General features: G+C 34.8%; 30 protein-coding genes. 5 read left to right on the top strand and 25 right to left on the bottom strand.

Going from position 1 to position 26,373, the window contains the following annotated elements; genetic code table 11:
- Positions 1–113: 113 nt before the first annotated feature.
- Entirely contained in the window at positions 114–1,349 is a 1,236-nt protein-coding gene (locus FN817_RS07590) for a multidrug effflux MFS transporter (RefSeq protein ID WP_142717410.1), read from the top strand.
- Positions 1,350–1,434: 85 nt separating this feature from the next.
- Complete coding sequence (locus FN817_RS07585) at positions 1,435–2,343, top strand: DUF6268 family outer membrane beta-barrel protein (protein WP_142717409.1); 909 nt, start codon at positions 1,435–1,437, stop codon at positions 2,341–2,343.
- A 61-nt stretch (positions 2,344–2,404) separates the two neighbouring features.
- Here the strand turns inward: FN817_RS07585 and FN817_RS07580 are convergent, their stop codons facing one another.
- The 7 genes from FN817_RS07580 to pepT form a co-directional block, all read right to left on the bottom strand.
- On the bottom strand, positions 2,405–3,139 hold the full coding sequence (locus FN817_RS07580) for a LytR/AlgR family response regulator transcription factor (RefSeq protein ID WP_142717408.1): 735 nt from the start codon (positions 3,137–3,139) through the stop codon (positions 2,405–2,407).
- Positions 3,129–4,190 carry a sensor histidine kinase gene (locus FN817_RS07575; protein ID WP_142717407.1) on the bottom strand — a complete coding sequence of 354 codons (1,062 nt, stop codon included), beginning with the start codon at positions 4,188–4,190 and terminating at the stop codon, positions 3,129–3,131. Before FN817_RS07575 ends, FN817_RS07580 begins: the two co-directional genes overlap by 11 nt.
- A gap of 79 nt (positions 4,191–4,269) precedes the next feature.
- Positions 4,270–4,866 (bottom strand): porin family protein, encoded by a 597-nt coding sequence (locus tag FN817_RS07570; RefSeq protein ID WP_142717406.1) that lies wholly within the window; start codon positions 4,864–4,866, stop codon positions 4,270–4,272.
- A 150-nt stretch (positions 4,867–5,016) separates the two neighbouring features.
- On the bottom strand, positions 5,017–5,259 hold the full coding sequence (locus tag FN817_RS07565; RefSeq protein ID WP_142717405.1) for a hypothetical protein: 243 nt from the start codon (positions 5,257–5,259) through the stop codon (positions 5,017–5,019).
- A gap of 154 nt (positions 5,260–5,413) precedes the next feature.
- A complete protein-coding gene (locus tag FN817_RS07560) occupies positions 5,414–6,721 on the bottom strand; it encodes a hypothetical protein (RefSeq protein ID WP_142717404.1) in 1,308 nt (435 codons plus the stop codon).
- 152 nt (positions 6,722–6,873) lie between these two features.
- On the bottom strand, positions 6,874–7,440 hold the full coding sequence (locus tag FN817_RS07555; RefSeq protein WP_142717403.1) for a hypothetical protein: 567 nt from the start codon (positions 7,438–7,440) through the stop codon (positions 6,874–6,876).
- A gap of 6 nt (positions 7,441–7,446) precedes the next feature.
- On the bottom strand, positions 7,447–8,694 hold the full coding sequence (gene pepT / locus FN817_RS07550; RefSeq protein ID WP_142717402.1) for a peptidase T: 1,248 nt from the start codon (positions 8,692–8,694) through the stop codon (positions 7,447–7,449).
- Between the two features lie 187 nt (positions 8,695–8,881).
- On the opposite strand from pepT, the gene FN817_RS07545 reads away from it, so the two are divergent.
- Together FN817_RS07545 and FN817_RS07540 are read left to right on the top strand one after the other, a co-directional pair.
- The gene (locus tag FN817_RS07545) at positions 8,882–9,730 is read left to right on the top strand and encodes a hydroxymethylglutaryl-CoA lyase (protein ID WP_047422114.1); all 849 of its coding nucleotides are present in this window, start codon (positions 8,882–8,884) and stop codon (positions 9,728–9,730) included.
- Between the two features lie 151 nt (positions 9,731–9,881).
- Positions 9,882–10,718, top strand: coding sequence for a sulfurtransferase (locus FN817_RS07540; RefSeq protein WP_142717401.1), 837 nt, complete (start codon positions 9,882–9,884; stop codon positions 10,716–10,718).
- Between the two features lie 65 nt (positions 10,719–10,783).
- Here the strand turns inward: FN817_RS07540 and FN817_RS23080 are convergent, their stop codons facing one another.
- Genes FN817_RS23080 through FN817_RS07520 form a run of 5 tightly spaced genes read right to left on the bottom strand, consistent with a single transcriptional unit; the run spans position 10,784 to position 12,841 of the window.
- Positions 10,784–10,927, bottom strand: a complete 144-nt coding sequence (locus FN817_RS23080; protein ID WP_167498823.1) for a hypothetical protein — start codon at positions 10,925–10,927, stop codon at positions 10,784–10,786.
- Between the two features lie 11 nt (positions 10,928–10,938).
- Positions 10,939–11,265 (bottom strand): SUF system Fe-S cluster assembly protein, encoded by a 327-nt coding sequence (locus FN817_RS07535; RefSeq protein ID WP_047422116.1) that lies wholly within the window; start codon positions 11,263–11,265, stop codon positions 10,939–10,941.
- A gap of 3 nt (positions 11,266–11,268) precedes the next feature.
- Positions 11,269–11,970, bottom strand: a complete 702-nt coding sequence (locus FN817_RS07530) for a 3'-5' exonuclease (protein ID WP_142717400.1) — start codon at positions 11,968–11,970, stop codon at positions 11,269–11,271.
- Between the two features lie 17 nt (positions 11,971–11,987).
- On the bottom strand, positions 11,988–12,335 hold the full coding sequence (locus FN817_RS07525; RefSeq protein ID WP_142717399.1) for a tRNA-binding protein: 348 nt from the start codon (positions 12,333–12,335) through the stop codon (positions 11,988–11,990).
- The gene (locus FN817_RS07520; protein WP_142717398.1) at positions 12,332–12,841 is read right to left on the bottom strand and encodes a hypothetical protein; all 510 of its coding nucleotides are present in this window, start codon (positions 12,839–12,841) and stop codon (positions 12,332–12,334) included. Before FN817_RS07520 ends, FN817_RS07525 begins: the two co-directional genes overlap by 4 nt.
- 358 nt (positions 12,842–13,199) lie before the next feature.
- On the opposite strand from FN817_RS07520, the gene FN817_RS07515 reads away from it, so the two are divergent.
- Positions 13,200–15,290 carry an outer membrane beta-barrel protein gene (locus FN817_RS07515; protein ID WP_142717397.1) on the top strand — a complete coding sequence of 697 codons (2,091 nt, stop codon included), beginning with the start codon at positions 13,200–13,202 and terminating at the stop codon, positions 15,288–15,290.
- 304 nt (positions 15,291–15,594) lie between these two features.
- Here FN817_RS07515 and FN817_RS07510 read toward each other — a convergent pair whose 3' ends face one another.
- The 13 genes from FN817_RS07510 to FN817_RS07450 form a co-directional block, all read right to left on the bottom strand.
- Positions 15,595–15,849 (bottom strand): hypothetical protein, encoded by a 255-nt coding sequence (locus tag FN817_RS07510; protein ID WP_142717396.1) that lies wholly within the window; start codon positions 15,847–15,849, stop codon positions 15,595–15,597.
- Between the two features lie 61 nt (positions 15,850–15,910).
- Entirely contained in the window at positions 15,911–16,141 is a 231-nt protein-coding gene (locus FN817_RS07505) for a hypothetical protein (RefSeq protein ID WP_142717395.1), read from the bottom strand.
- Between the two features lie 14 nt (positions 16,142–16,155).
- On the bottom strand, positions 16,156–16,377 hold the full coding sequence (locus FN817_RS07500) for a hypothetical protein (RefSeq protein ID WP_142717394.1): 222 nt from the start codon (positions 16,375–16,377) through the stop codon (positions 16,156–16,158).
- Between the two features lie 87 nt (positions 16,378–16,464).
- Positions 16,465–17,178, bottom strand: coding sequence for a hypothetical protein (locus FN817_RS07495; RefSeq protein WP_142717393.1), 714 nt, complete (start codon positions 17,176–17,178; stop codon positions 16,465–16,467).
- Positions 17,179–17,237: 59 nt separating this feature from the next.
- Entirely contained in the window at positions 17,238–19,448 is a 2,211-nt protein-coding gene (locus FN817_RS07490) for a peptidase domain-containing ABC transporter (RefSeq protein ID WP_142717392.1), read from the bottom strand.
- Positions 19,438–20,760: a radical SAM/SPASM domain-containing protein gene (locus tag FN817_RS07485; RefSeq protein ID WP_142717391.1), complete on the bottom strand. Its 1,323-nt coding sequence runs from the start codon at positions 20,758–20,760 to the stop codon at positions 19,438–19,440. Before FN817_RS07485 ends, FN817_RS07490 begins: the two co-directional genes overlap by 11 nt.
- Positions 20,761–21,114: 354 nt before the next feature.
- Entirely contained in the window at positions 21,115–21,342 is a 228-nt protein-coding gene (locus tag FN817_RS07480) for a hypothetical protein (RefSeq protein WP_142717390.1), read from the bottom strand.
- A 112-nt stretch (positions 21,343–21,454) separates the two neighbouring features.
- The gene (locus FN817_RS07475; RefSeq protein ID WP_142717389.1) at positions 21,455–21,679 is read right to left on the bottom strand and encodes a hypothetical protein; all 225 of its coding nucleotides are present in this window, start codon (positions 21,677–21,679) and stop codon (positions 21,455–21,457) included.
- A 412-nt stretch (positions 21,680–22,091) separates the two neighbouring features.
- Entirely contained in the window at positions 22,092–23,102 is a 1,011-nt protein-coding gene (locus tag FN817_RS07470; RefSeq protein WP_142717388.1) for a trypsin-like serine peptidase, read from the bottom strand.
- A 74-nt stretch (positions 23,103–23,176) separates the two neighbouring features.
- A complete protein-coding gene (locus FN817_RS07465) occupies positions 23,177–24,022 on the bottom strand; it encodes a caspase family protein (RefSeq protein ID WP_142717387.1) in 846 nt (281 codons plus the stop codon).
- 272 nt (positions 24,023–24,294) lie between these two features.
- Complete coding sequence (locus FN817_RS07460) at positions 24,295–24,939, bottom strand: response regulator transcription factor (RefSeq protein WP_142717386.1); 645 nt, start codon at positions 24,937–24,939, stop codon at positions 24,295–24,297.
- Entirely contained in the window at positions 24,936–25,706 is a 771-nt protein-coding gene (locus FN817_RS07455; protein ID WP_142717385.1) for a sensor histidine kinase, read from the bottom strand. Before FN817_RS07455 ends, FN817_RS07460 begins: the two co-directional genes overlap by 4 nt.
- 13 nt (positions 25,707–25,719) lie before the next feature.
- On the bottom strand, positions 25,720–26,364 hold the full coding sequence (locus tag FN817_RS07450; RefSeq protein WP_142717384.1) for a hypothetical protein: 645 nt from the start codon (positions 26,362–26,364) through the stop codon (positions 25,720–25,722).
- Positions 26,365–26,373: the final 9 nt, after the last annotated feature.

Raw genomic sequence — 26,373 nt, 5'->3', positions numbered from 1 at the left:
TTGATTTAAATCCTCAGTTTGTCCTATACTTCCTTCAGTTCTTTTATTGAAATATGACGCTTTTTAAAGCAACTTTGCAGCTGAAAAACCGCCTGTGAAGGTTTATATTATTTATGAAGAAGAATTTGAATATTGTAGTGTTTATTTTGGCACTGCTCAACACCCTGGAGTCGCTAAGTATAGATCTTTATCTTCCCGCTTTCCCAAGTATGGCTAAAATCTTTAATACCGATATCGGCCATATCCAGATATCCATTTCGGTGTTCTTTGCCGGATTTGCTTTCGGGCAATTATTATGGGGACCTTTATCAGACAAAAAAGGAAGAAAACCTATGCTGTATTGCGGGCTTTTACTTTTTATTATAGGTGCTACGGCCATCTATTTTACTTCTGATATTTATGTTTTATGGGCAATGCGTTTTCTGCAGGCATTTGGAGGAAGTGCAGGCATTGTAATTGGCAGAGCGATCATTATTGATCTTTATGATAAACAGAAATCGGTAACCATCTTTTCCCAGCAGTCTCAGATCAGTGGTATCGCTCCCATTGTGGCTCCGTTACTGGGAAGTGTTTTCCTTAAATTCTGGGGCTGGAACAGTTCTTTTGCCTTTTTATGCATTATGGGACTCATCACGTTTTTCATGGTATACAAATATGTGCCGGAAACCAATAGCAGAATCAATCTTCCTGACGAAGAACTGATAAATGAAAAAGGATTAAAAGATCAGCTGAAAATGATCATTTCCAACAAAGATTTTATCAACAGTACCATGGTAGGAAGTATTGCGTTTGCATCCCTTATTATCTACATCTCGAATGCACCGTTTTTATTCATGGAAATCCATGGGTTTTCGAGCAGTACATTCAGTTTTATTTTTGCTTTTAATTCCCTGGCCTTGATAACGGCTGCCTATATCACCCCTAAACTGATCAAAAGAATAAGCAATTCAGCACTGTTATTTACAGCTACTATTGTATTATTCGTGGTATGTTCCCTTCATATTCTGATTGCTGCTGAAAACGTTTCTATAGTTCTGGAGATTGCAATGCTGTATCTGTCATTGCTGGCTATTGGTATTTTATTTCCAATTACATCCGCCCATGCACTTTCTCCGTTTAAAGAAGGAAGAGGAACAGCAGCGGCTTTACTTGGATTCATGCAGTTGATGGTTACATTCTTAATGTCGGCATTACTAGGATTTTTAGAAGCAGACTCTATCATCCCGATGGTGGTAACACGTTCCGCAATGGCATTAATTGCGGTGTGGTTCGGGTGTCGTATTTTTAAAACTCAAAAAAGGGAAAGCTTACCTGCCGGTTCTAGTCAGGAAACTCATCCTCTTATTTGATCCTGTTGTCATACGATCCGGACACTTAATCAAGTAATTTTTGTGAAAAATAACCAAAGGGTTCTCTTTGCATAAAATTTAAAATATGAAAAGAACCCTTTCGACGGTTTTATGTTGTTTATTGCCATTAGGATATTGGGTAAATGCACAATCCGGAATCTCTGCAGAACTGAAAACAGAATATATTCCGGGCTCCAATTATATCCGTCCTGAAGACAGCACAAAGACGAATTCTAAAAGTGATTTTAAACGAATAGATCTTAACCTGAGTATTCCGTTATCCGTAAAAAAAGATACTGATGGGAAAGTAAGGTCCTGGTCTATGCTGCTGAGCGGATCTTATGCAAAGATGACCCACAAGAATTACGAAACCCAGTTATTTCCGGATGAGATGCTGAATGCGCAGGTGGGAATACAGCATATGAGACCTTTAGGCAAAAAGTGGAGTATGATGCTGAATGCATCCGTGGGAGTGTATACAGACCTTGAAAGAGTCAATTTTGATGATTTGCTGGGGCAGGGAGGAATTTTGTTTATCAGGCATTTTAATCCTAATCTTTCATTGGGAGGAGGGCCGGTGCTTACCACGGCTTTTGGAGTTCCTATGATTTTACCATGGATTTATTTTGACTGGAAAACCAACGGAAAAATTAAATTCAACATCAATTTCCCGCAAGGCATGGAAGCCGGGTATCTGTTTTCAGACAAATTTGCTTTAAAAGCTGTTGTAGACCTTAACGGGATGACGGCAGAGAGAAATGTAGGCGGAAAATCTATGCTGCTGGGTTATCAGCAGATCACCGCAGGACTCAGACCGGAATTGAAAATTAATGATAAACTTACGTTACGTGTCACAGGAGGAACGGCAATATTGAGAAGTTTCAGCGAAAATGACAGGAAAATCAGCAGCATTTTCAGAGACAAAAAAATAGCGGATCCAAGATTTGCAAGTACATTCTACGCTGCGGTATCACTGCGCTGGAATCTGCCATAAATACTAAAAAGGAAGGCGTATAATTTTTATACGCCTTCCTTTTTTACGATAAGTTATTTATTTACTTGCTGATCAGTTTCTTATAAACGACCTGATTAAGCAATTCTTCTTTTCGGGTACGGGAAATAGGAAGCTCAATTTTATTAATGAAAAGCCGTCCTCCGGAGATCATATCGATATGGGTGATATTGATGAGGTAAGATTTGTGAATCCTGAAAAAATGATCTGAAGGAAGAGATTCTTCAATCGCTTTCATCGTCTGATGAATAACCAGTGACTTGTCTTTAAAATGAAGTTTGGTGTAATTCTGCATACTTTCAATGTACAGAATATCTACCCAGGAAACCTTAATAAAGGAGTCAGATTGCCTTACATACAGAAACGGATCATCCAGAGGACTATTCTTTTTTAATTTTTCACTGATGATAAATTTTTGCTGAGCCTTGTTTACCGCCTGATAAAAACGGTTAAAAGCAATGGGTTTTAAAAGATAATCCACTACCTGCAGACGGAATCCTTCCAAAGCATATTCAGAATAGGCTGTGGTAAGGATGCATAACGGTGGATTTTCCAGCTGTTCCAGAAATTCCAGACCGGTAAGATAAGGCATATTGATATCCAGGAAAAGAAGATCGATTTCGCTTTCCTTTACTTTGGCATCTGCTTCCAGTGCGGTGGCACAGGTTCCCTCAACCGATAAAAAATCAATTTGACCAGCCAGTTCTTTAAGATGGAATCTTGCAAGAGGTTCATCATCTATAATCAGACATTTCATTTTGGGGATATTAGAGCTCATAATGGTCAGATAGTGTTAGTCGTAAAGTTATTTTAAAGATATGATGATCCGTTTCAATTTTCAGATCGTGGGAGTCAGGATATTGCAGCTTTAAACGTTTTTTTACATTTTGAAGGCCAATTCCGCCTGCTCCGTCTTTCTTTTTATAGGTTGCCATATCAGAATAGGAATTTTCAACATAGAAATAGAGATTGTTGTCTTTTTCTTTACAGGAGATTTTCACATATCCTTTATGGCCGGGAAGCCTGCAGACATACTTAAAGGCGTTTTCGATAAAAGGAACCAGAAGCAAAGGAGCAATAAAAGCTTTCCTGTTATCCATTTCCCATGAAGCCTTTACATCCAGTTCATTTCCCCATCTCAGTTTTTCTACCTCAACGAGATTCTGAAGATACTCAATCTCTTTATCTAAATGAACCAGAGGCTGATTGCAATGATACAGCTGATACCTCAGAATATCCGAAAATTTCATCAGTAAAAAATCTGCAAGCTGGGTATCCGTTTTCATCAGAATATGGATATGGTTCAGGATATTGAATACCAAATGCGGATTAATCTGATCCTGCAAAAGTTTAAGCTGGTTTTCCAGATGTGCCTGCTGAAGAAGAATGTGATCACGCTCTATTCTTCCGTGTTCATTATAAAATTTTACCCCACATGCTGCTCCATTAATCAGAAATGAGGCAGGCAGAGACATATAAAAGCCCTTCCACAAAAAAGGCAACTGATCTCTGAAGTTTTCCGGAAGCTGTTCTTTGGGCTCCACCTCAAGATAGGTGAATATGACAGAAAAAACCAGACTAAGCAAGAAAATAACGATTATCAACTGTATCAGAAACCGTTTCATTTTCTTTTCCCGAAGAGCTTTCGGAAGAAGCTTATTGGTTAAAAAATGAGTAAATGTAAACGAGAATGCTGCAATAATCGCAGCCTGAATCATCGCAAGATAACTTTCTGTGGCACTCTGGAAATTAAACCACAATACAATAGCCAATACAAGCCAGAAAATAAAAGTAAATATGTATTCTTTAAAAACAAAAGATTTTGTCATGGAACTGGAAATAATTTGATAAAAAAATTAGAAACTGCAGGGAAAACAGTTTCTAATGGGTAAAGATAATTTAAGTTTTTTAGAACAGGAAATAACCTATTCCGAGGGAAAAACTGTGGGGTTTGGACTTAAACTCTTTACTGATGCTGGAAAGACCTGTTTCATACCTAAGATCTACCGTGAAGTTTTTATAATCTACCCCAATACCTCCAGTAATTCCAATATTGGATTTGTCGAACTTTTTAAAACCTTCCTGCAAAGCCTTGGAAGAAGATAAATTATTATTAAAGGCATAGCTATAAACACCTCCGGCAAATGCTCTTACATTAAAATCATCGGTTTTAATGAATTTATATCCTACTACTACAGGAATGTCAATAGCGTTCCAGGAAAGTTTTGAAGAGCTTCCGTCTTGGGAGGTGTATGATGTCTTTCTTTTGTTGAACAGAGCTTCTCCCTGTACATATAGCTTTCCGAGATCTACTCTTGTCATTACTCCTGCCTGATAGCCTAGCCCGTATTTCCCTTCCAAGGAAGAAGATGCCGTTGACGTTTTTGTAAAATTTGTTCCTCCCTTGACCCCGATGTGAAAAGCCGGTGTCTGCTGTGCTTTGGTTTCTACAGTGCAAAAGATGCATAATAACAGGGAGCTCAGAGCCAAAAATTGCTGCTTCATAATTAATTGTGTTAAAAATCTGATGCAAAACAACAATGATGAAGCGCAGTATGAAATTTTATTTGATGAATGGCAGAGATGCTTGGACCAAGACCCGTTTCCGGATGAAAATAAAAAACCGGAAATATTACTACTCCCGGTTTCTGTTTATTAATAAGGCTGCTCTTCACAAATGGAAGGAGGATTACATCCACCGCCGCCGGGATTTCCGCCGCCACCTACAGCGATACATTGTCCGGGATTTCCGTCTTCATACATTTCGCATGCATATCCCCAAGCACACTGGCAGTCGTCCTGACAATTATAAGAGTTGCCTCCCATATGACAGCCGTCTATTCCGCTGCCCAGAATTGTAGACAAGTCTTTTCTCAAAAGTTTTTTGATTTTTTTCATGGTTCAATTTGGTATTAAATGTTATCGTTTAATTTGTATATCCCTGTAAATATAGTAAAATTGTCTTAATGGATTGTAAATGAATTACATGTAGCTTCTGAACAAAAAGAAGCCATTCTTGAAATGGCTTCCTTATAATGTAAATATTCTGTTTTTAGAAGCTGAAATTCTTTTGATACAGCATATATTCTTTTTTGAAAAGAGGAATGGTACCTTCATATCTGAGAGGAGCTATCCCAAAACCATAAAACATATCAGCCTGGATTTTACCTTTTACAGAAATAACACCTTTCCTTTCAGGAATAAATGTCAATCCTAAGGACGAAAGGGCAGAAGCTCTTCCTCTTAATCCGGAATTGGCAATAGGAATAGAAATAAACATCAGCCCTACCGCTCCTTTTGCTTCTAGGCCTGCTTCAGCAGATAAGTTTCCTTCTGCGCCAGTTATAGCAGGTTCTGATTTTTTTTGAAGATTAATATTAATCGCCGGATTTTTGCTTACAAGGAAGTTAGCATTTCCTTCAAGATCCAGAAGTTGTGCCTGTACTTTTCCTGTAGCCTGTATTCCAAGAAAAGGACCAGCAGAAAGAGTAGGGCTTAAGATCAGTCCTGTAGGTCCTAAAACGATAGGAACAATAGGAATATTCAGATAATCTGTTGTGCTTGCTGTATATCCTAAGCTTCCAACAATACTTGCAGTGCTCTGAAGCTTGATGTCATCCATAATGAGATTAACATAGAAGTTGGATAAGTGTCCCCATGAGAATGTGATATTATAATCAATTTTTGGTGTAAATCCTCCTTTTACATTTACAGTGGATGTGCCTGCTGAAGATAATGGAAATGAAAAGGTTTTATTAAAATCAAAACGGTTGAAAGCAATTATTTTCTGGTTTTGAATGTTTTTTGCTTCAATAGAAAGTATTTTTTGGTTGATTTGCTCAGAGACCATACCTTCTACAGGGATGTAATTAACCATTCTTCCATCAATATTAACGGGAGCTTTACCAGATGGATCATACACTCCGCTCAGTGTTCCGCTATAGATAAATTCTTCAAGTTTTGCACTGGAAGTTTGCACTTTAAATTGGTTATTCAATTTTGAAACAGCACTCACTTTTGAAAGAATGGTGTTCACCTGATCGCCTTCTATTTTAGTCCCTACAAGAACGGTTCCTACCGAAATACTGTCTGTTTGCGGGGTCATACGGCTAAATGTGATTTCTCCGTCATTATGGGTAGAAATTGCATTGACCGATTCATCATTCAGAATAATAACATTCTTCTGTAAAGTCAGACTTCCCAAAGTCTTCATTTGAGCAGACTCTGCAGGTTTTTCAACGGGCTGATCGGCGGGATCATCCTGAGAACAAGACGTTAAAAGAAATAAACAGAAAATAGATAAAAGAAAGGTAAAGTAAAATTTTCTGTTGATTTTGAAGTGGTTAGATTTCATTTTCATATACAGTGATTTTAAGTTTTATCTAAATTAGGTGAATTATTTAACACATACAAAAGAATAATGTTAAATTAGTGTCAATAACATAATGAATTCAATGATGTTTTTTTAATATAGAAAAGAAAAACCCGCTATCACTATAGCGGGTTCGTGTATTATTTTTTAAAAGTCAATGTTAAAGGAACAGAAACATTTGACGAGACTGGTTTTCCTTTGTCTTCTGCGGGTTTCCATTTGCCTTTATCTTTCATACGGTAGAAAGCCGCTTCAATAAATGCATTTACATCTTCATTATTCCCTTTTACATTAGGATCCAGCGCATTTCCTTTAGAATCAACAACAAAAGTTATTGTTGCTTTGTAGGTATCCGGAGAAAAGTTTAAAAAATCAAGTTCCAAAGCTTCATATAATAATTTTTGAAAGCCTGCTTTGCCTTTATCATATTCAGCTTCTTTAGTAACTTTTGCTTTTGAAGGAGGATCTGCAGCGATCATCTTCTGATCTTCAAGAGAAGCTTTATCCAAAGCCTCTTTGTAAGCTGCTATTTTATCTTCTGTCAAAAGCCATTCTTTCTTCGTTCTTAAATCATTAGGCTTAGGATATTTGTTATACAGAGCCGTTTTCTTTCTTTCATAGCGTGAATCTGCCCTTTGAAATTCAGAAATCTGGGCACTGCCGAAAATAAAAGTGAAAATGAATGCTGATGCTAAGACCTTTTTCATGATTTATTAAGCTTTTACAATATTAATAATTACTTCAGTTGCTTTTTCCATACTTTCCAAAGCTACATATTCGTAGGGGCCGTGGAAGTTGATTCCTCCTGCGAAAATATTTGGGCATGGAAGTCCCATATAAGAAAGCTGGGCTCCATCCGTTCCCCCTCTGATCGCTTTGATTTTAGGCTCAATACCAGCTTCAGTCATTGCTTTTGCAGCAAGATCCACAATGTGCATTTTACCTTCAAACTGCTGCTTCATATTTCTGTATTGCTCTTTGATCTCCACTTCAGCAGTCCCTTCACCGTGCTTTTGATTGAATTCAGCAATCTTCTCTTCCATGAATTTCTTTCTGGCTTCAAATTTATCTGCATCATGATCACGGATAATGTATTGAAGTTTAGCTTCAGAGATATCAGCTGTAATATCCATTAAATGATAGAATCCGTCAAAACCTTTTGTTGTTGAAGGCGTTTCATTCGCCGGCAGCGTTTGAGCAAACTCAGCCGCTAAAAGCGCCGCATTGATCATTTTTCCGTAAGCATAACCTGGGTGAACGCTCAATCCGTGGATTTTTACCACAGCTCCGGCAGCATTAAAATTTTCATACTCCAATTCTCCAACTTCTCCACCGTCCATTGTATAAGCCCATTCTGCGCCAAATTTAGCTACATCAAATTTATGCGCTCCTCTTCCGATCTCTTCATCCGGAGTAAATCCTATAGCAATTCTTCCGTGTTTGATCTCAGGGTGAGCGATAAGATATTCAGCAGCCGTTACAATCTCTGCACAGCCCGCTTTATCATCGGCACCAAGAAGCGTATTCCCATCAGTAGTAATTAACGTCTGACCGATATATTTTTTTAAACTTTCAAATCTTGAAGGGGATAACGTGAATCCTGTAGTCTGGTTCAAAAGAAGATCATTTCCGTCATAATTTTTCCAAACCTGAGGCTTTACATTTTCTCCGCTGAAATCCGGTGAAGTATCATAGTGTGAAATAAATCCGATGGTAGGTCTGTCATCATTTTCAAGGTTAGAAGGAACATATCCCATAATATAACCATGCTCATCAATTGAAACATTTTCCAGGCCGATCGTTTTCAGCTCTTCAGTAATGTAATTGGCAATATCCCACTGGCGGGGAGTAGAAGGTGTTGTCTCACTCTCTGCATCGCTGGTTGAATATATTTTTACATAGCTAAGAAAACGGTTCAGTAATTTTTCTTTCCACAATGGGTTGAATTCTATTGTACTCATCAGATATCATAAATTTTAACAAAGTTAGCAAATTTGATGCTGAGAATACGTTATTTGCGATTTAATATCAGTTATTGAAATTATAAATGAGATATAAATCTTTGAAAATCAAAATAGTGTTAGCTTTGTATGTACAGTATACTAAGTAGTTTAGTTTTATTATATTTGAGAAAATCAAAAAGTAACAATGTTTCTTACCGAATGTCCTAGAGATGCCATGCAGGGATGGGGCGAATTTATCCCTACCGATAAAAAAATAGATTATATCAACTCCTTGATGGATGTTGGCTTTGATGTATTGGATTGTCTGAGTTTTGTTTCTCCGAAAGCAATTCCACAGATGGCTGATTCTGATGAGGTAGCCGAAAATATTGACAAATCGCGTTCTAAGACGAAAGTTTCTGCGATTATTGGCAATTACAGAGGCGCTGAAAAAGCATTGAAACACCAGTCCGTTGATATCCTGGGTTTTCCGTTTTCTATCTCCGAAACTTTTCAGCATAGAAATACGAATAAAAGTCAGGAAGAAGCTTTTGATGAAATTATTAAAATGCTTGAACTGGTAAAAAGCGAAGGCAAGCAGCTTAATATCTATTTCTCCATGGCTTTTGGAAACCCATACGGTGAAATGTGGAAGTGGGAAGATGTAGACCAGTGGGCACAAAGATTTTCAGATATCGGAGTGAAAGATATCTTATTGTCAGACACAACAGGGGTGGCAACTCCCGAAACAATTGCTCTTTTGTTTGAAAAAATACCTTCAAAATATCCTGAAATTAACTTCGGTGGGCATTTTCATAACCGTTATGAAGATTCTTATTCAAAATTAAAAGCAGCTTATGATAAAGGCTGCCGAAGATTTGACAGTGCTATCAAAGGTATCGGAGGATGCCCTATGGCTAAAGATGATCTTGTAGGAAATATGCCTACTGAACAAGTGATCAATTTTATGAGCGTTGAAAAAGCAGAACATAAGCTGAATTTACTGAACTTTGAAAGCTCTTACAATAAAGCAAAGGATATTTTTCATTTTTAAGAATAAATCTCACAGAGAAAAAGAGGTCTGCTCAGGTTTCAAAATATGTGAGAAAAACATCAATAGGAGCGGGCTTTAGCCCGCTTTATTATATTAAAAATACAATAGGCTTCAGCCAAAACATATTAATCTTAAACCCAAAATCAACAAAATGTCTCCAATAATCTCCCCATCCGAACTTAAAAATATCCCGACAGAAAACCTTGTCATTCTTGATGCAAGAACGGGAAAAGAGGTAAAACAAAGCTACCTTGAAAGACATATTAAAGGAGCCAGATTCATTGATCTGGATAAAGATTTGGCTGAGATTGGACAGGATGCCGCTTTTGGAGGAAGACATCCGCTTCCTTCCGTAGAAAAATTTGCGGAAACACTTTCAAATCTAGGAATTGCAGAGAATTCTCACATCATTGTGTATGATGATAAAAATGCTTCAAATGCAGCGGCAAGAGCCTGGTGGATGTTAAGATCTTTTGGATTTGAGAACGTTCAGGTTCTTGATGGCGGAATGCAGGCTGCTGAAAAAAACGGAGTGGAATTTTCTTCCGGAGAGGAAGCATTTGAGAAAGCTTCTTTAATAAAAAAGGATCAGTGGCTTCTTCCTGTTTCCAGTTTGGAAATTGTTGAAAATGAGCTTAAAAACGATTCTTCGACTGTTATTGATGTAAGAGATGCCTATCGCTATAAAGGGGAATCAGAACCGATTGATCTTGTTGCCGGTCATATTCCAGGAGCAATCAATATTCCTTTTTCTGAAAATCTTGATGAGAACGGAAATTTCCTGAGTCCGGAAATTTTAAAAGAAAAATATAGAAAGTTATTAGAAAATAAACCTGAGCACCTGATCATTCACTGTGGTTCAGGTGTCACTGCATGTCATACGATCTTAGCCCTGGATTATGCAGGATTCCCGATGCCGGATCTGTATGTAGGTTCATGGAGCGAATGGAGCAGGAGAGAAGGAAAAGAAATAGCAAAAGAAATATAATTATAGAAAACAAGAAAGGATGTCCGATAAGACATCCTTTTTTATGGGTACATATTACGTTGTACTTATTTTTTACTCAAGTGAAACAAAGAAATAATGATGAAGCCGATTCCTGTAATAAAAGGAGGCTGTGCTTTCATCTGCGCTCCTAAATAGAGCATATAAATACCGAGAAAAGCAAGAACTATCGCTCCAATTTTCTTTGCCATTATTTCCTGAATTATAGCATTCCTAATTCAAACTTCGCCTCTTCACTCATCATATCCTTATTCCAGCTCGGTTCAAAAGTCAGCTCTAAATCTACACTATTCACATGTTCTACTTCAGCCACTTTATCTTTTACTTCCTGAGGAAGAGTTTCTGCAACAGGACAGTTGGGAGTAGTAAGGGTCATTATAATTTTTACGTCAGCATCATCGGAGATCTGAACATCGTAAATCAGTCCTAATTCGTAAATATCTACCGGAATTTCGGGGTCATATACGGTTTTCAGTACACCAATGATTTCCTCACCAATGTCAGCAATTTGATCGTCTGTAAATTTCATTTTTTAATCTAGATTGATATTCCTTTTCAACAAATCTTCCTGACGCATGCGCCGGAAAATATTTGCCAAAGTTAAGACATCTTTTTCACAATAGTCTACAATTCTCTGCAAGTCTTTTTCTATGTAGTAAATTGATGAAACCATTGAGCCGTCAATATCATCTTTCGGGGTAGGAATACCAAAGACATGAGCCAGTAATTCCAATGATACAAAACTTTTATAATCCCCAAACTTCCACAGTTCCATAGTATCTATGTGAGGAATCTCCCAGGGCTTCTTTCCAAACATCTGAAATGGGGCAGGTGGCAGCATCCCGTTGATAAGATATCGTCTGGCAATCCATGGGAAATCAAATTCTTTTCCATTATGAGCACAGAGAATCACATTGTGAAGCCTTGGACTGTTAAAGATTTCGCCAAATTCCTGAAGCATTTTCTTTTCATCGTGCCCGGAAAAGCTTTTTATTTTAAGTGTTTCATTCTTTTCAAGCATTCCGATGGAGATACAGATGATTTTTCCAAACTCAGCCATAATACCGGCCCTGTCATAAAACTCTTCTGCGGAGATATCTTCTTTTCTCTGAAATCTGGTCTTTTTATCCCAGAGATATTGTTCAGTTTCAGATAAGTCGTCCCATGATCCTGCCTGTGGAACGGTCTCAATATCAAGGAATAAAACTCTTTCTAAAGGTATGTTCTGTATCATATGTGTTTATTTGCTGTCTATCCTACCTGCATTCCGTTTTTTGCAGGTAATGAAGGGGCTAAAAGAGTGACATCTTTTTTGTCTTCACCATATAATCCCAACACCAGGCACTCACTGAAGAAGTTGGCAATCTGTTTTTTAGGGAAATTGACTACCGCCAAGATCTGCTTTCCTACAAGGTCTTCTTTTTCATAAAGAGAGGTAATCTGAGCAGAGGATTTTCTGATTCCTAAGTCTCCAAAGTCTATTTCCAGCTGGTAAGACGGGTTTCTGGCCTTTTCAAAATCATTTACTGAAAGGATGGTTCCACATCTGATGTCTATTTTTTCAAAATCTGCCCAGGTGATCTCTGGTTTTATTGTCATGGTAATGCGTTGATTAAATGTTCTACTTCTATTTTGTGTTCTGCATATTTTTGTTGTAGTTCTGAACCTTCACCCATCCTTTTGTAATATTCCAACGCTTTTCCACCAAAGAATTTTTTATGGAAATCCGAAACCTCAGGAACTTGTGGGAAAACTTTATGAAAAAGCATCTCATAATACGCCTGAAATTCTCTTTCATTTTTGTCTTCAATTACATGTCCGGGGGCTTTCTGCCTTACGTGAAGCATTTCATGAGCTACCATATTAAGAACAAGGTTCAGGTCAAAATCAAATAAATTTCGTGGAATCATTACAGTCTGCGGTCCTCCCAATTCACCTTCTGCAGTAAGAAGCATTGATGTAGGAGAAAGCTCCTCCCTGAATCCAAACCCTGCAAAGTTTTCATGTTCCAGATCAAAAGAATGAATCAAGTATTTAGCCGCATCCAGAATCTGGTTGTGTTCTTTGTAAGCCTCAAGGTGTAAGTTGATCTGCTCGAAATTCATCTGAAGTATGTTTTAAACAAATGTATTAAAATATTGAGAATTATCAGATCATTAATTATTTAAGGGGTAAAAATAAACAAGCATTATTTTCGTTTTTCCACTTCACTTAAAAAATTTTGCTATAATTCTCAATAAAGGTTTTCTTATACTTACATATTGTCGAATTATTTATACTTTTGATGAAAATAATTTATTATATTTCGGATAGGAAATGTCTTTATTAATCATAGTTATGATTGGATCAGTTTCATATAGATACATTTTCAAATTTTTCAAAATAAAGATCACTTTACTTTGAAAAAAAAATCTGTAATTTTAAATTTGCTAATAAAATATTTCGAAAAAACTAATACTAATAATGAGAAAACAGATAAGTTTAGCACTATTAACTATAGGTAGCTTTACTCTTGCACAAGAAAATAATACCCCAAAACCCCAGGATTCAATTCAAAAAATAAAAGAAATTCAAGAGGTTCTAATAAAAACACAACGTAAAAAACAATATGTAGACAAAGCGGTTTATAGTTTCGATGAAGAAGCTTTAAAAAAAGCCAGATATGCCAATGACTTACTGCAAACTTTGCCTGAACTTCAATTCGATCCTATTTCCAGTAAGATTTCCAGTATAAAAGGTGGAAAATTTTTACTTTTAATCAACGGAATAGAATCTACAGAGCTGCAAGCCAGAGGTATCCGGCCAGAAAATGTGGTGAGAGTTGAGTATTATGATAATCCTCCTACAAGATGGGCCAATAGAGCGGATACTGTTGTTAATATTATTACAAGAAATCCTGAAGTAGGTTTTGCTGCAGGAACTTCAGTAAGTACTGCATTGACGACAGGGTTTGTAAATGGACAGGCTTATGCAAACTATACCAACGGAAGAAATAATATTGGTCTAGAGTATGCCATTAATTTCAGAGATTATGATAACCGGGCTACCAACAGAGTCTATGATTATCATTTGCAGGGATCTCATTACAATACAAATGAAAATAAGACAGATCATTTTGGCTATACCGATCAGGATATTACTTTAAGATATACTAATTCCCTGAGCGGAAATTATGTTTTTCAAACAAAGTTTTCAATGAATATTTATAATTCTTTCTCTAAGGGAAATGGAGAAAGTATTTTCACAAAAGACAATGCTTCAGAACAACATGGAACTTCACAGTATACTGGTGAAAAATATAGTCCTCCAAAACTAGATATTTACTTTTCCAAAAAACTAGGCAAAAAAGATGAAATAAGTTTTAATGTAGTAGGATCTGCATATACCAGTAAAAGCTTTGAAATTGATAAAGAATGGGTAATCAATACAGATAATATTATTTTTGATAATGATATGAATTTAAAAGCCAAACAGAAGAGTATTGTAGGAGAGGTAGCCTACACTCATGATTTTGTAATGGGTAAGCTAAGTGCAGGCTATAGAATTGACAATAACAATGTTGATAATAGTCTAGTGAATCTGGCTGGAAATTTTGATTTTTCAGTTAATTATTTGACACAATATTTATATTCAGAATTTGCAGGTAAAAGTAAAAAACTGATGTATCGTATCGGATTGGGTTTAACTAATATACAGAATAAGACTGCTACAACGAGCAATGATGACTGGACGATAACTCCTAAAATTATTTTAGGATACGAGTTGAAGAAGAATCAAAGTTTGCGATTCACGAGCAGTTACACTCCTTATAGCCCGGGTAGTACATCACTAAGTCCAAATATTAATCAGATTGTTCCTAATATTGTTTCTACAGGGAATCCTTTTTTAACAATACAAAAGGCGTGGAATAATAATTTAAATTATTCTTATAATAATAAGTATTTTGATTTTAATGCTAATCTTTTCTATAATTATTTGGATAATGCTATAAACAGTATGTACGTTTTGTATAATAACAATACCCAATATGCATTAACATACGAAAATGCCCAGTTTAGTTCACGTTTAGGGATACAGATGACAGGATCTGTAAAACCATTTGGAAATAGGCTGTTAGTTATTAAAGCCAATATTTATCCAACAATGCAGCGTGTTAAGATGATTTCAGGAGCTTTGCTTAAAAATAATTATTTCGGAAATAATTTCACAATTTCTTCTGAATACAAAAATTTAAGTTTGACTTATATGTTTAATATTCCTGTCTACACCCTAAGTGGAGCATTCTTAAACACTAATGAGAACCAGAACCATATTTTTGCCAATTATAAGCTGAAAGACTGGACATTTACCACTGGAATGTACTGGTTGGGAATGCCATCAAGATACAAGATGAAAACACTTAATGAAAGTTTAGTAAACTATTCAGGAGTTACTAATATTTACAACAACAAAAATATGTTTATCTTGGGAATAGGCTATGATTTTGCTAAAGGGAAAAAGAACGAAGTCAACAGAAAGTTATACAACAATACTGCACCTGCAACCACATTCTAGGGGAGTCTGGTTTTATTTACAGAAATTCTGTGAAAATAAGAAAGTAATTGATAATATAAAGCGGGATAATAATTTATTATTCAGCTTTTTTATTTGTATTAATTGGTCTATTTATAAATACTCTCCATTTTTTGTACAGTAAAATAGTTGTGAAATGGCTCTCAATATTTTATTATGGAATGGCTGTGTTCCATTATTTCACAATATATTTGTAATTTTATCAGGTAAATTAAGTTATTATTATTGAGAAATAGAAATACTTAAAAAGCCTCAAAAAGAGGCTTCTAACATTCATAATTGGTATTTAAAAAATACAGACCGTATTTGGTCCTACTGGAGTATCTGGGGGATAATCGCCACAATGTCTATGACAATTTGCTCCATTACAGTTATTAGACTGTCCATCAGAAATAGTATCTTCAATTCCTATTGATAAAGATTGGCTGAAACCTCCAATAAGTTTATCAGCAGATTTATCTGTTTCAATTTCTGCAGAAACAATAAGTTGCTGTAAACGTTCCATGTTTAGGCGAGTATTCTCAAGACTGAAATTTTTCATATTTTTTAATTTTTAAGTAATGAACCATTAACGAAATGCTCCGCGGTAGTTATTGAGGGAATTATGATCTAAAAGGCAACTGAGGGATATCTGCGCCGCAATATTTACGACAATTCACTCCATCACAATTATTAGTCTGTCCATCAGAAATAGTATCATCAATTCCTATTGATACAGCTTGACTGAAACCACCAATTAATTTATCAATTGATGCATCTTTTTTAATTGTTGCAGAGGTAATTAGATCTTTCAGGTGATCAGTATTTAAACTTCTCTTTTCATTTTTTTTCATAATTCAATTCTAGTTTATTTACCGCAGGCTCCGCTACAATTGAGATTTTGATGAATGCTGCAATTGATGGCACAGTTACCTCCCTGGCAGTTATTTGAGATGCCATCATCAATTCCTGTTTCCGGATTGGTAATTGTATGAGAAAAACCTCCCAACAATTGTTTCCCTTGTGATTCTGAAATTTTTTCAAAACCAGTTAAAACCACTGTGGTTTTAATTTTGATTACTTTTTTCATAGCAATAGTTTTTAAAATTGTTAATTATAATTTTTTATGAATGTTGTAAACGCTTAAAGGATATGAATTTGGATTGAAGTTTCTTATCTATTTTTCAACTGTATACATTGTGATTTTTATCTCCCCATCGTCCGTATGAAGAATATCTTTAATGTCTTTTCGTTGTAAAGTAGAATTGATGTTTTCTGCTGAGATTTTTTTTAAAGTATCAATGTAAATTAAACTTTTAGGTGATTCTAGCTTTATCCAGCCCGTATCACTTATTAAATAATAAGAATTATTAATTTCAAAGAAACTTTTTTGACTGCTTTTTCTCAAATTATTAATGGTTTTGTTAAACCTCAATTTTTCTAAAACATTTTCGAAATTATTGGAAGCAGATTTAAATGAAAGGTCACTGCTAAAAATAAATTGTGAAAAAGAATCTACATCAGAAGCCTCATTGGCTTTCTTAATTCCAAAATAATATATTGTGTTAATGTTTCCTTTTTTAAAGTCTGCCCAATTTTCAGTTTGGGTAAAAGATAGATAGCCTTTTTTTTCTAGCTTAATCTTAAATTTTATGCCTTCCTTATTAGCATATTGTAACTTACCTATAAAATAACCCTTAGAATCAGTTTTTGCAATAACATCTCCTTTTTCATTATAAATATTCACATTTTCTATAGGAAGGAGAGATTTTGAATCAAAAACGATTCCTGAGATATTAATTATATTTTCTTTCTCTGGCTGGCTGGCATACACTTGTGAAAGAAACATATTTCCAATAAGAAAAATAAAAACTGCTACAAAATTTTTCATGTTTATATTTTTTATTAATTAAAGTAAGAATCGTGCTTTTAAATTTGAATGAGAAATGATTAATTTCCTAATTCTAATTGATTTTTTACTAGAGAAAAATATTTTTCTCTTGTCACAATGAGTTCTTCATGGGTTCCTATTTCCGTTATTTCTCCTTTCTCCATTACAATGATTTGATCTGCATTTTTAACTGTACTTAAACGATGAGCTACAACAACTACTGTTCTTCCTACAAAAAAATCTCTTAAATTATTTAGAATTTCTTTTTCTGTGTTGGCGTCCAAAGAACTGGTAGCCTCATCAAAAAATAGAAACTCAGGATTTTTATAAACCGCTCTGGCTATTAAAACCCTTTGGCTTTGCCCTCCGCTCAACTGCATTCCAATATTCCCAATTTTTGTTTCAGAACCCAGGGGTAAAGATTCAATGAAATTATCTAAGCACGCTACTTTTATTGCGTTTTCAAGCTTCTCTAAATCTATAAATTCATTTTCACAAAGAGCAATATTGTATTTAATAGTTCCGGAAAAAATATGTCCGTTCTGAAGGACTGCGCCACATTTATCTCTCCAATGATCAGGATCTAAATTTGAAAAATTATCTTCACCAAGAAATAAATTTCCAGAAGTTGGAAGGTAATATTTCATTAATAATTTCATTAACGTTGTTTTACCACTTCCACTGGTACCAACAATTGCAGTCACTTTATTTTTAGGAATTGCAAAAGATAAATTGTTAATTACGAAGGGATTAAAACTTCCTGGATATTTAAAAGAAACTTTATTTAAAATAATATCATGAATCTCTATATCACTTTCGGGAATCTCTTGGTCATTTTCATTTGATACCCTAAAGACATCCTCAATTCTTTTTTGAGATATCAAAGCGTCCTGACCATCTTTTATGTTGTTAATCAGATTAATAATAGGTCCGCTTAATTGACCTAGAATAAATGAGATACTTAACAAAGTACCTACAGTCATCTGTGAATTTATTATAAAATAGGCACAAATTGCAATTATTGTTATTTCTTTAAATTTCAAAAGAAAATTAGCACCAGATAATTGGTAAGCGTTGAGATATAAGGACTTTAATTCTAACTCATTGAGGCTTCTTTGTAATTTTAAAATTTTTGATATAATAGTATTCTGAGCCTGATTAACTTTGATTTCAGGCATATTCATTATAAACTCGTACAGGTTATTACTGTTGTCTGATTGCTTTATAAATAATGAATATTCTAAAGCAGCTCTCTTTTTTAAAAAAAATGATATCCAAATAACAGATAAGGTGCTTAATACAGCAAATATTAAAAAAACTAATTTGTTTAAAGAAAACAGGATGCCACTAAAAACAATTAAATTAAGAGTATTTATAAAAAAACTAATTCCCTTCCATGTAAAAAAGGTTTGTAATTTTGATAAATCACCTAATCTAAGCAGGGTATCTGTATTGAGTCTGGTATCAAAATAATTGACGGGTAATTTTATCAGTTTATTAAGAAATTTTTCTTTAAGAGTTATTGATAAATTAAAGTTTAGTTTTGTTAATATGAAATCGCTTAAAAACTGTGATACAAAATTTCCCATAAATAACAGAAATTGTGTAAGCAAAAGAATAATAACTAAGTTGAGTGATTTGGCGATTATTCCATCATCAATTATTCTTTTAAAAATAATAGGAATGAGCCAGTTAGTACCAAGCCCCACAATCAATAGCAAAAGTGAGAATATGTATTTGTAATTATTGTTCTTAAGAAAACTAATAAGATGATTGATAACAGTACTGCTGTAAAAGGGCTTCTTTTTATAGTCAGTAAAAGTATTTTTCTCAATAATTTGCTCAAAATCATCTTTAGGTTGAAAGATCAGACAAACACCTTTTGCCTCATTTCCAATCCATTCTCTTATTATCAGTTCTTCTTCAATTTTAATTTTCCCATAGCCAGGATCTGCGATATAGTAATGTTTTTTACCTTTTTTAGTGATAATATTATACAACACTACATAATGATCTTGCTTCCAAAATAAAATTGCAGGTAAGGGGATTTCTTCAAGCTGATCTAAAGTAAGTTTTAAACCATGAGATTCAAAACCTACTTTTTCACCACCATCTAAAATGTCTTTGACTGATATCCCCATTCTTGTTATTTCGCAAATTTCTTTTAATTCTTTTACAGGAATATTTACCCCATAAGAATTTAGAACCATTGATAAACAAGCCGGCCCACAATCATTACTTTCAAGTTGATTAACAAATTTAAACTTCATCTAGAACTAAAGCTTCTACTATTCCTTTTATTTTAGATATTACAACGTCATCTTTTAATCGATCATCACCGTAATATACACAGTATTCTGTTTGGCTTTCTTCTGCTTCCATAGCGTGCTGTGAGCAGCCTCCATTACAAATTGGAAGTAATCTGCAAGATAAGCATGGTTTATTTTTGAATTTTGTGTTCATTCTTCTCTCAAGATAATCATCTTCCCATATCAAATCACCTGATTCATTAATATAACCGGCTCTTTTAGCTGTTGTAAAATCTCTGGCTGTACATTTGAACAGATCACCATTATAATTAATAACAGCACTGTTTCTTTTGTCTGCATAGCATGAGTTTCGAACATTATCAGGAGTCATATGACTAACTTGGATCCCATTCTCTTTGATTTTGTCTGTATTTTCATCCACAACTTCATTTATATTATCATTTTGTGAATCCTGCCAAACTCTATGAAAATCCATTAACAAGTATTTTTTCTTAATATCGGCTGGGATATCTTGAAATTCTTCGGATATTTTATAGGTATCAGCAATATTTTCTGATGTGTAATTTACTCTAAGTCTTACAAAGAAGGAATTGTTTATAAGGCGCTTTATATTTTTTACAATTTCAACATAAGATCCTTTTTTTGCATTTACAAATCTTACTTCATCATGTTTTTCTTTGTAACCATCAAGTGTAATTTGAAATGAAGGGGTTATTTTACGTGAGTTAAAAAAATCAATAAAGTAGTCATCTATCAGATAACCATTTGTGGTAAAGCTAACAGAATAGTCTACAGAATTTTTCACACATTCGTCCTGAAGTTTTTCAATAACAGGAACTACATCTTTCTTAAAATAGAGTAAAGGTTCACCTCCAAAGAATGCTAACTGGAAATATTTCATTGCAGGGTTTATTGTTGTTTTCTCAATAAATTTCCCCACTTTATCAATCATACTTTGAGAAAATTTAGATGTTTTTACATGCGTTTCATAGCAGTACCAACATTTAAAATTGCAATTCATTGTAGGATTAATCGTAAGTAAGAAGTTAGATCGATTTTCATCAACAGATTTTGCGAGTTGCTTTACTTTTTCAACCTCCTCAATTTCGCTAGAGATAATAAATTCCTCTGCAACCAGATAATCATAAAAGGTAGGATGTACTTCGTGTAGATTTTCTATATTTTCGCTTTTTGAAGCTTCAAGAAGATCCTTTAATATAGGATCAATTACTAAAAATTTTTGATTGAAAGAATTATATAGATAATATCTTTCATCTATGTATACAATAGAGTTAAATTGGCTATATTTCATAACTTAGTGATAAAAGACTGTCTCAAAAGACAAAATATTACCCTTTGAATTTCTTGATAATAATGAATTTAAAGGAAATACTTTTGAGACAGCCTCAATTTAATTAAACATAAGAGTTTTAAAACAGGGGTATTTGACCTTATAGATGAATCCAGAAAATTTTGCTCACAATAGTATGATAAACTTGTTTCCATACAACTGTTAACCTATCCGCTGGATAGTAGTTTTAATTCAGACCATTAACAATTTTTGTATTAACGGTTGAAATAGTGTAATCTACTATGAATCATTGCTATAAATATAAATTTCATTACTGTCAGTTCTTAAATAGTACGTGACTGAAAAGTTATATTCTTATTTTCCACAACCTGATACGCAGTTCACGTTTTGTCCCTGTCCACACCCGTCTTTACAGTTTCCTCCTGCACAGTTATTAGTAGTTCCTGTACCGTCATCAAGTCCTGTTTCCGGATTAGTGATTGTATGGGAAAATCCTCCCAATAATTGTTTCCCTTGTGATTCTGAAATTTTTTCAAAACCAGTTAAAACCACAGTGGTTTTACTTTTGATTACTTTTTTCATGGTTAAACTTTTGTTTAAATTACTAATTATGATCTATTATAATAAATCTTAGAATTTTGAGAAGCTGCAAATTGAAAGCAGCTTTAGTGTAAATGATTGAATTGCGAATGCATTATTTTCCACACTGGATGCAGTTTAGGTTCTGTAATATTCCACATCCTGCTCTGCAGTTCCCTCCTTGGCAATTATTAGTAGTACCATCATCAGGATCGAGCCCTGTATCTGGATTTGTAATTGTATTGGAAAACCCGCCCAATAACTGCTTCGTTTGTGATTCTGAAATTTTTTCAAAACCAGTTAAAACCACAGATGGTTTACTTTTGATTACTTTTTCCATAGTTAAATTAGTTTATTGATTTTTAAAATTACTTACGAGATTATATGATAAAAATTAATTTTATTATCAAATACTCTACTTCTGTAAGATTTTTAATGTCTTTCAAAAATAGATATTAAACCAATATATCCATACTGCTTGAATAAATTTGTAACAATTCTAAATAGATTTTGTTTGGTTGAATTAAAAAACGTCATTATGTTATTATGGAAATGAAAATAAAAATATAAGCATGTTTCTTTTGTAGTAATATTAGGTTTAGTGATGTTGTAAATTCCAAATGAAAATAGAATTTATCTTTTATACCTAAGATATTGTTAAATTGGATATCGTAAATCCTTTTAATTTTTTATATGATTATTAAAAAGCCCACCCCGAAAGGCAGGCTATAGATTGAAACTAAAAAAATAAATTAAGGATGTTCATTTCTAGCTCTGATGACCAGATTGACTAAATCTGAGCCGCCACTTGCAAAATTATCGCTTGGATTATGCGCGCTTTGAGTAGCCACGGCATACGGAGAGCCGTCCCAATATCCCCAAAAAGGACCTCCGCTTTGTCCAGGCCATATATCTGCTTTATGGCTCATGCTTTCATTGTCATCAGCACTCCAGAAATCTCCATCCAGTGCAATACCTGTTTGGTATGTTGGTCTTTGTGTTCCTGTAAGGTCTCCCGGATATCCGGCGTGAGTCCAGTAAGCTCCTCCGTCCCATGAATCGGAATATGATTTTGAGCCTAACCAGCCTGTGCTGTTTCCGATAGGTCTGTCTAATACAATCACTACATAATCATATTGTATCTCTGTTGAATCAATAGATGGACCTGTTACTTTATACTTGTAATACGTTAATGTACCCCAGGCTGTTCCGTAAGGAGCACTTCCGTTATAATACATTGGCGTGAATTTCAGCCATCCTGTAGTATTATTAGGCTGCCAGTCTACAATATGAGAACAGGTAAGAAGGTGTCTTGGTCCGATCATTACACCGCTTCCTGAGCCTAAAGAACTTTCTACTCTGCCAACGCATCTCCATGGATAAGCGGTAGAATTATATACTTTTCTCTGATCTGCTCCAAAAATAGTTCTTGCATTTTCCGGAGTCAGGAAAGAATCTCTGTCAATGAATTTTGGTTTACGGTCTCTTTTCGGTTCCAATTTTGGATTGTATTCAAAATCAGCATGGGTAGGATAGAAGTGATCAGTTTCCAGAGCTCGGATTTCCGCTGTTTTTTCATCCATAGGCATTCCTATTGTTTTCATCCCTTTCGGAAAAGTTCTTCCGTTGATGGTTTCCATAGCGGGAGCCTGCTTAAATAATTTTTCAACTGCTTCTGGTTTTTCAGTTGATTTTGCTTTAACAGTTCTAAGTCTTAAAACTTCTTCTGCTGTCATTGGGTTGTTGTTTTCGATTTTTGACATGATTATTATTTTTAATCTAGTGTTTTCCTACTCTTTTAATGGCTTTTCGGATTCCGCCTGTAATAATGATATGATTAAGTGAATATTTTTTGTGAAAATTCTGCAGTGATGCTCTCTGTCTGGTTGATCTGAGCTGCTCCCATCGCTGCCAATGCAATAGCAACTTGTTTATCAAGTGTCTTTCTAACAATATTACCATTGGTAGCACGTAATATTTTGCAGAAATGATAGGTGAAGTAACCCCGTATCTGCCCGCTGATATTCCCTTCCATGGAAACCTGATTATCTTTAGCGGCAGCCCATAAAGTATGATTCATTCCCGCCACAGGCACAAGAGCTTTGGTGAGCATAGTTGATTTTTTAGCATTTTTAGAAGATTCCATTTCACTGGCATAGGTCAGGTAAAATTCATCTTCGAGCATTGGTGGAATATAACGGGCGGTTTCGTTAAGAAGATCTGCTTCCAGTCCTAAGTCCATTTTTCGGATTCCTGTTCCGGAATAACAGCAGTCAAAAACAACTTCCATATTCACTCCCGCTTTCAGCTTGCTGAGAACTGTTTTAAAATCATCATCACGAATAACATCGTTATTGGCATAATCATGTGGACAAATAGCTTCGTCCAGACCATCCAGTTCCAGATCCGATCCTATATTAGCCACTCTGGTTCCGTGTCCCGAATAATAAAAAACAAGAGAATCTCCTTTTACACTTGTGCTGATCATGGATTTCAGATAGTTCAATATATTCGCTCGTGTTGCATTTTGATTGGTCAGGATTTTAATCTTTGCAGGACTAAAACCACAGATTACCAATGTATTTGCCATATCTCTTGCATCATTTACACAACCATTAAGATCCGGACCTCCGTATCCGATGGGTGCATAATCATTAATACCTACGATAAGTGCTTTTTTCATTGTATTAGTTTTAAAAATATTCCCTACTCTGTTTTGGCTTTTCGGGTTCTGCCTTTCTGTATTTTTTTCTATGACAAAATTCCATTATTCTGCAGGACGAAAACAGAGGAGAAAACCGTATTTTGAAAAAGGGAAAACGCCTTTTGTGTTGTATATGAGGATGTTATGAATTGAAAATCCGGCAGCTTGAAAAGCTGCCGGATACGTAAAAAGAATATAAAGATGTTTATTTTATAGTATAAGAAATAAGATTAAAAAATTAGCATATTCAATCAACACAGATCATGTTTCAAAGCAAAAAGTACCAGACCTGCTCTGTTTTTAATGTCCAGTTTTACAAAAACCGAATCTCGGTAGCCATCAATGGTTTTAGGGCTCAGGCACATTTTGTCGGCAATCTCTTTATAGGTAAGTTCACTGCAAGCCCACTTTATAAACTCTTTCTCTCTGTCTTTCAGTTCAGAAAGAAGGGAGGCATTTTTCATTTCTTCTGTTTTTACTTTCAATAATTTCTGGGCTACAAAATCAGTATAAAAGCTGCCTTTTTCAAATACAGTTTCAATGGCCTGAAAGAGGATAGAAGGCTGCATGTCTTTCAGTAAGTATCCCTTAGCACCTGCCTTCAGCATTCTGATGAGAACTTTTTCATCATCATCCATGGTAAGGGCGATAACTTTGATGTCGGGGTAATGTTCGGTAAGCCATTCTGTAGTTTCTATACCGTTTTTATAAGGCATATTAACATCCATCAGGACTACGGCGGGCAATTCTGAAGCTTTTTCCACACCTGCAATAAATTCTTCTCCGTTGGGATGATTCATAATGACCCGATATTGAGTGTTTTCTGTGATCATATTTTCCAGGGCTTTGGAAATTAAGGTATGATCATCAACGATCGCTATGGGAATAGTTTTCATAATAAATTTTTATGATAGGTTATCAGAGTTTGTGTTCCTTTATTTAGTTCTGAGTGTATAGATAGTTCGGCATGAATCAGCTTTGCTCTCAGTTCCATGTTTTTTAATCCTGAACCATCCTGAATCATGCTTGTATCAAAGCCTTTTCCGTTGTCGGAAATGCTGATGTGTAATTTTTCACAGTCGTCTTCCATTTGTATGGAAACATTTTTGGCTTTGGAATGTTTCAGGATATTGTTGATACTTTCCTGGACAATTCTGAAGAGAATCAACCCATGTTTTGGAGAAATGTCAATATCCTGTTTCTGGGTAATGAATTCTATTTTTAATAATTTCAGTTTTTTGATCCTATGAACTTCTCTTTCAATGGATTCTGCCAGTCCGAAATGAATAATCTGCTCGGTAATTAATGTTTTAGACAGGTTTCTTATATCCTGTATACATTCTCCCAACAGTTCGTTCAGCTCAGTAAGATCTTCTTTTTCCGGGCCTTTTAATTTGGTGATCAGCTGGTTTTGACGAAGCCGTACAACAGAAAGTTTTTGTCCCAGATCATCATGTAATTCCTGTCCCATATAATTCAAGGTCTGTTCTTTCATTTCAACCTGAGAAGTAGCCAGTTCTTTTTCAAACCGTAAATCTTTTTCTTTTTGCTCTATCAGGAGGGTTGTTTTTTTCTTGATGAAAACAGCATAGATGAAGATCATTGTCAAAACAACGATAAATAAGGTAATTGTAAAGATGATGACCAAATTATTCTCTTCCATATCTAAGAAGTTTTTATCTGATTTTCTCCTGTTTGTTCCCCATCAAACCCAATATGAGTATACCATTGCTGATCAGATTCAGCATAAATAAAATAAAGAAATAAATACTCTCCGAAACAGTGTTTCTGAAAAACAGGATCGGGATACTTCCGATGAAAAAGATCAGCAAAGCCACTGAAATCCAGAACGGAAGATAGTTGCTGATTCCCAATATTTTATCTGAGTTAAAAGTTTGATAGAGGAACAAAATAATTGAAAATAGTAACAGAAGGATATCTACATACAGCATATTAAAAGAAAAATGATGAAGCAGATCATCCTCTGTGTAAAACATGACAGCAATATTAAGGACAAAAAGAGCCAGAATGACGGTCTGTATCTTTTTGAGCACCGGAACATACAGTAATTGGTAATAATAAAATAAGTACAAAAAGAAAACAATCATCAAAAACCCAATTACATAAAATATATCCGTAGGCAGCCTGGTCAGGTTGAAGTAGAAATAACAGAAAATATCGATCAGGGAAAACAACAGATATCCAATAATAAAAAATAAATTTTCCTTTCCGGTTTTTCTATATTTTATAACCATTAAAAGCATCACTATGATGGATAGGATCATTGATATCTGTTTCCCTGTTTCAATATTCCAGTTCATAATTTTGTG

Origin of the sequence: Chryseobacterium rhizoplanae (assembly GCF_900182655.1) — a bacterium.
Taxonomy (GTDB): domain Bacteria; phylum Bacteroidota; class Bacteroidia; order Flavobacteriales; family Weeksellaceae; genus Chryseobacterium; species Chryseobacterium rhizoplanae.
Note: the sequence above shows the minus strand (reverse complement) of the source record. Positions and strands in the feature narration are given on the sequence as shown.

Bases quoted from the DNA above. Each gene is read 5' to 3' on its own strand.
- FN817_RS07465 (WP_142717387.1), bottom strand. From the start codon at position 24,022: ATGAAAAAAGCACTTATCGTAGGTATTAATGATTATGCACCCATCGGA.
- FN817_RS07485 (WP_142717391.1), bottom strand. From the start codon at position 20,760: ATGAAATATAGCCAATTTAACTCTATTGTATACATAGATGAAAGATAT.
- FN817_RS07505 (WP_142717395.1), bottom strand. From the start codon at position 16,141: ATGAAAAAAAATGAAAAGAGAAGTTTAAATACTGATCACCTGAAAGAT.
- FN817_RS07555 (WP_142717403.1), bottom strand. From the start codon at position 7,440: ATGAAAAAGGTCTTAGCATCAGCATTCATTTTCACTTTTATTTTCGGC.
- FN817_RS07495 (WP_142717393.1), bottom strand. From the start codon at position 17,178: ATGAAAAATTTTGTAGCAGTTTTTATTTTTCTTATTGGAAATATGTTT.
- FN817_RS07530 (WP_142717400.1), bottom strand. From the start codon at position 11,970: ATGATACAGAACATACCTTTAGAAAGAGTTTTATTCCTTGATATTGAG.
- FN817_RS07575 (WP_142717407.1), bottom strand. From the start codon at position 4,190: ATGACAAAATCTTTTGTTTTTAAAGAATACATATTTACTTTTATTTTC.
- FN817_RS07565 (WP_142717405.1), bottom strand. From the start codon at position 5,259: ATGAAAAAAATCAAAAAACTTTTGAGAAAAGACTTGTCTACAATTCTG.
- FN817_RS07470 (WP_142717388.1), bottom strand. From the start codon at position 23,102: ATGTCAAAAATCGAAAACAACAACCCAATGACAGCAGAAGAAGTTTTA.
- FN817_RS07460 (WP_142717386.1), bottom strand. From the start codon at position 24,939: ATGAAAACTATTCCCATAGCGATCGTTGATGATCATACCTTAATTTCC.
- FN817_RS07520 (WP_142717398.1), bottom strand. From the start codon at position 12,841: ATGAATTTCGAGCAGATCAACTTACACCTTGAGGCTTACAAAGAACAC.
- FN817_RS07560 (WP_142717404.1), bottom strand. From the start codon at position 6,721: ATGAAAATGAAATCTAACCACTTCAAAATCAACAGAAAATTTTACTTT.
- FN817_RS23080 (WP_167498823.1), bottom strand. From the start codon at position 10,927: ATGGCAAAGAAAATTGGAGCGATAGTTCTTGCTTTTCTCGGTATTTAT.
- pepT (WP_142717402.1), bottom strand. From the start codon at position 8,694: ATGAGTACAATAGAATTCAACCCATTGTGGAAAGAAAAATTACTGAAC.
- FN817_RS07585 (WP_142717409.1), top strand. From the start codon at position 1,435: ATGAAAAGAACCCTTTCGACGGTTTTATGTTGTTTATTGCCATTAGGA.
- FN817_RS07450 (WP_142717384.1), bottom strand. From the start codon at position 26,364: ATGAACTGGAATATTGAAACAGGGAAACAGATATCAATGATCCTATCC.
- FN817_RS07525 (WP_142717399.1), bottom strand. From the start codon at position 12,335: ATGACAATAAAACCAGAGATCACCTGGGCAGATTTTGAAAAAATAGAC.
- FN817_RS07545 (WP_047422114.1), top strand. From the start codon at position 8,882: ATGTTTCTTACCGAATGTCCTAGAGATGCCATGCAGGGATGGGGCGAA.
- FN817_RS07510 (WP_142717396.1), bottom strand. From the start codon at position 15,849: ATGAAAAATTTCAGTCTTGAGAATACTCGCCTAAACATGGAACGTTTA.
- FN817_RS07580 (WP_142717408.1), bottom strand. From the start codon at position 3,139: ATGAGCTCTAATATCCCCAAAATGAAATGTCTGATTATAGATGATGAA.
- FN817_RS07490 (WP_142717392.1), bottom strand. From the start codon at position 19,448: ATGAAGTTTAAATTTGTTAATCAACTTGAAAGTAATGATTGTGGGCCG.
- FN817_RS07480 (WP_142717390.1), bottom strand. From the start codon at position 21,342: ATGAAAAAAGTAATCAAAAGTAAAACCACTGTGGTTTTAACTGGTTTT.
- FN817_RS07570 (WP_142717406.1), bottom strand. From the start codon at position 4,866: ATGAAGCAGCAATTTTTGGCTCTGAGCTCCCTGTTATTATGCATCTTT.
- FN817_RS07475 (WP_142717389.1), bottom strand. From the start codon at position 21,679: ATGGAAAAAGTAATCAAAAGTAAACCATCTGTGGTTTTAACTGGTTTT.
- FN817_RS07500 (WP_142717394.1), bottom strand. From the start codon at position 16,377: ATGAAAAAAGTAATCAAAATTAAAACCACAGTGGTTTTAACTGGTTTT.
- FN817_RS07455 (WP_142717385.1), bottom strand. From the start codon at position 25,706: ATGGAAGAGAATAATTTGGTCATCATCTTTACAATTACCTTATTTATC.
- FN817_RS07540 (WP_142717401.1), top strand. From the start codon at position 9,882: ATGTCTCCAATAATCTCCCCATCCGAACTTAAAAATATCCCGACAGAA.
- FN817_RS07590 (WP_142717410.1), top strand. From the start codon at position 114: ATGAAGAAGAATTTGAATATTGTAGTGTTTATTTTGGCACTGCTCAAC.
- FN817_RS07535 (WP_047422116.1), bottom strand. From the start codon at position 11,265: ATGAAATTTACAGACGATCAAATTGCTGACATTGGTGAGGAAATCATT.
- FN817_RS07515 (WP_142717397.1), top strand. From the start codon at position 13,200: ATGAGAAAACAGATAAGTTTAGCACTATTAACTATAGGTAGCTTTACT.